Raw genomic sequence first — 3,550 nt, 5'->3', positions numbered from 1 at the left:
ATTTCGGGGTGAATTACACCTTTGGAGGAGGTACTGAGTGAGAGAATTAGCACTGGTGAAAGAAGTTAAGAGAAATTATGTGCTCTTGAGCAAAAATCGAACTGAAGCGTGCGGGAGCTGTGCTCTTAAAGATTCTTGTTCGGCAACTGGAACAGCTTCTAAAGAAATAGAGATCAAGGCTATGAAGAATAACATAGATGTCGCTCCTGGCGATTACGTAGAAATCGAGGTTCCAAACTTTTCTGCATCAAAACTAGCATTGCTTCTCTACGGCATTCCACTTGCTGTATTCATAGCGACACTGCTTTTCATGATAGGGCTGGATTTTTCAGAGCTTCTTTCGCTTTTAACTGCCTTTAGTTCCATGGCTGTTTTTTATATAGGGCTTTCAATTTATGATAGAAAGAACAGGGAAAAGTTGATGCCCATAATAATAAGAAAGGTAAGCATAAAAGATGTCTTTACAAAGATCAAGTGAACTAAAAAATATCACAGAGTTGAACAAAGTTCTCAAAAACATAACAAAACACTGCTTTTCGGATTATGGGAAAGAAGCCATAACGAACTTAGAGCCCTTTGAGGTAAATTACCGTTCAAGATTGAGTCGGTCTGCTGAATTGTACAGGTTCATTTTGAAATATGGAGAGCCACCTCTGTATGGTGTATTAAACTTAAAAGCCGAAATACAGCAAGCGGTTAACGGAGCTATCTTGAGTGGGGAACAGCTTTTCAGAATTGCAAAAACACTTGGTGCGATCTGCCAGATAAGGCAATTTTTTGCGCAGCATTCTGAAGAAATCCCGGAACTCTGGACACTATTGAGCCCTTTGAATTGTGAAAGGACCCTAATTAATGCGATTAATCACGCGATAAATGAAGAAGGAGAAGTCGTTGATAAAGCCAGCCCTTTGTTAAGAGAGATCAGAAACGAGCTAAAACAACTGAATAGAACATTACGTTCAAAACTCGAATCGGTGGTTTCAAATTATCGCACTGAACTTACAGATTCCATAGCCTTGACGCGGGAAGGGCGTTATGTGCTTCCACTAATAGCAAGTAGAAAGACACTTTATGATGGGATAATACATGGAAGTTCCAGCAGTGGCGCTACAGTTTACTTTGAACCGAAAGAACTCGTGCCTTTGAATAATCGGCTTCGTGTGTTGAAATCTTCTGAGGAAGAAGAAGTGAGAAGGATACTCCGCGAATTGACAACAAAGTTTTTCAAAGTAACAGAGCGCCTCCAACAGGATTTGCATATAATCTCCGAACTGGATATAAACAACGCTTCGGCAATGTATGCTAAAAAACATCGCGGGAGTTTCGTTTTTCCCCATAACGGCAGAAAGATGATGCTTTTAAATGCGCGGCACCCCTTGATTGACGATGAGAAAGTGGTTCCCATAGATTTCACCATGCCTGAAGATGCAGGAGCTGTTGTTATAACAGGTCCAAACACCGGGGGAAAAACGGTTGCGTTGAAGACCATAGGGCTTTGTGTTCTTATGACCATGTGCGGTCTTCCCATCCTTGCAGATGAATCCTCCAAAATCCCGGAATTCAAGAACGTTTTTGTTGATATTGGCGATGAGCAGTCGATAGAACAGAGCTTGAGTACATTTTCATCACACATATCGAGGATAATAGAGGTAATAAATAACTGCGATGAAAACTCGCTGGTTCTGCTAGATGAACTTGGAGCTGGAACAGACCCAGTAGAAGGCGCAGCGTTGTCAATGGCCATTATAGACATGTTGTTAACCAAAAAAGCCAAGACTGTTGTCAGCACCCATCTGAGCCCCCTCAAGATCTATGCGTTGAACAAACCAGAGGTAATTAATGCCAGTGTGGAATTCGATGTTGACACGCTTAAACCAACCTATCATCTCATAATGGGCATCCCCGGTAGTTCTAATGCTCTGGAAATTTCGCGCCGTCTTGGCCTTCCAGGAGAAGTTTTGAATAAAGCAAAGGAATATATGTCTAACGAATCGACAAACTTTGAAGCGCTGATAAGCGAACTTCATAAAGAACGTTCAAAGATAGAAATAATCAAGAGAGAGCTCATTGAAGAGAAACAGAAGCTTGAGGAACTCAAAGAGAAATACAATGAGCGTTTTGAAAAATTGAAGAAAAAGAGGCTCGGTGAGCTCGATAGAGAGTTGAAAGAACTGGAGGAAAAGCTCAGTACTTATATCAGGAAAATCGAAGAATCGATAAACCTTGGGCGCTCAGAAAAGGAAGAGGACAAGATAAAAGCCGTCAAGGAACTATATAAAGCCAAGGAAAAATTGCACAGATCACCTTCCATGCACAGTGTTACAGACGATATCCATATTGAAGCGGGAGACAACGTAAAAATCCTGGATACTGGTGTAATAGCAGAGGTTATTTCAGTAAAAGAGGGGAAAGCCTTTTTAAAGGCAGGAATTCTCACACTGGAAGTCCCCCTTTCAAAGTTAGAGAAGGTTAAACCACTTCAAAAGGGCGATGAAGAAAAAAGCAATTCCATAGTTTCGGGCATTCAAAGATTTAGCGATGAGCTGGATATCAGAGGAATGACCACAGATGATGTTCCTTTTGTTCTCGATGATTTTATCGACTCACTGATCAGGACGAACAGAAGTAAAGGATATATCATTCACGGAAAAGGCACAGGCAAGCTTGCTGAAGCCGTATGGAAATATCTAAGGCAAAAAAGGATTGTGAAGCGATTTAGAATCGGCACGCCGAAAGAAGGTGGCCACGGCGTTACTGTGATAGAGGTGTGAGGTGTGATATGACGTTTGAGCTCGGTACTGACATAGTGAAAATCAGCCGGTTGAATGAACGGGTTATAAATCGTGTTCTTGGTGATGAAGAGCTGAAAATCTATGAATCATTCGGCAACGAAAAGCGCCGTATGGAATTTGCCGCGGGCAGGTTCGCCGCAAAAGAAGCCCTCGTGAAAGCCACCAGAAGGAAAGAGCTTGAATTTAGAAAAATACAATTTTTGGTGTCTGAAGATGGAGCCCCGGTTCCGGCTCAGTTAACGAAAGAAGTTGTAAATGCCGATGAAATCCTTGTAAGCATTTCACATGATGGAGAATATGCAGTTGCCACTGTTTTGGTAATGAGGAGGGATTAATGTGAATAAAGTGCCTCCTGAAGTGATGAAGAGAGCCAAAAAACTTCGTGAAGAGCTCAACTATCATTCTTACAGGTATTATGTGTTGAATGATCCAATAATCACGGATCAAGAATATGACGAAATGCTCAAAGAACTTATGATGCTCGAAAGAAAATATCCAGAGCTTATCACGCCGGATTCCCCCACACAAAGGGTCGGGGAAAAGCCCGCAGAAGGGTTTAAAGAAGTTCGCCATTTTACAAGGCTTTACAGCCTGGATAACACATATTCTGAAGAAGAAGTCCTTGAATTTCACAATCGGGTGAAAAGATTACTGGGAGTCGATTCACTCGAGTACGTCTGTGAGCTGAAAATAGATGGTTTATCTATTACTTTGCGTTACGAGTCAGGAACGCTGGTCCTCGCGGCAACACGCGGAGA

The 3,550-nt window shown here is 41.9% G+C and carries 4 protein-coding genes; all 4 read left to right on the top strand.

Annotated features, from left to right (window positions below):
* The first annotated feature begins 37 nt into the window (after positions 1 to 37).
* Positions 38 to 478, top strand: a complete 441-nt coding sequence (locus tag AC3LHT_RS09150; protein WP_290647085.1) for a SoxR reducing system RseC family protein — start codon at positions 38 to 40, stop codon at positions 476 to 478.
* A complete protein-coding gene (locus AC3LHT_RS09145; RefSeq protein ID WP_488662671.1) occupies positions 456 to 2,771 on the top strand; it encodes an endonuclease MutS2 in 2,316 nt (771 codons plus the stop codon). Before AC3LHT_RS09150 ends, AC3LHT_RS09145 begins: the two co-directional genes overlap by 23 nt.
* Positions 2,772 to 2,779: 8 nt before the next feature.
* Positions 2,780 to 3,127 (top strand): holo-ACP synthase, encoded by a 348-nt coding sequence (gene acpS, locus AC3LHT_RS09140; protein ID WP_290647083.1) that lies wholly within the window; start codon positions 2,780 to 2,782, stop codon positions 3,125 to 3,127.
* 1 nt (position 3,128) lies between these two features.
* Positions 3,129 to 3,550 (top strand): DNA ligase LigA-related protein (locus AC3LHT_RS09135; RefSeq protein ID WP_488662670.1); only part of this gene is annotated, 422 nt, incomplete at its 3' end.

Source organism: Kosmotoga sp., assembly GCF_982836095.1.
Note: the sequence above shows the minus strand (reverse complement) of the source record. Positions and strands in the feature narration are given on the sequence as shown.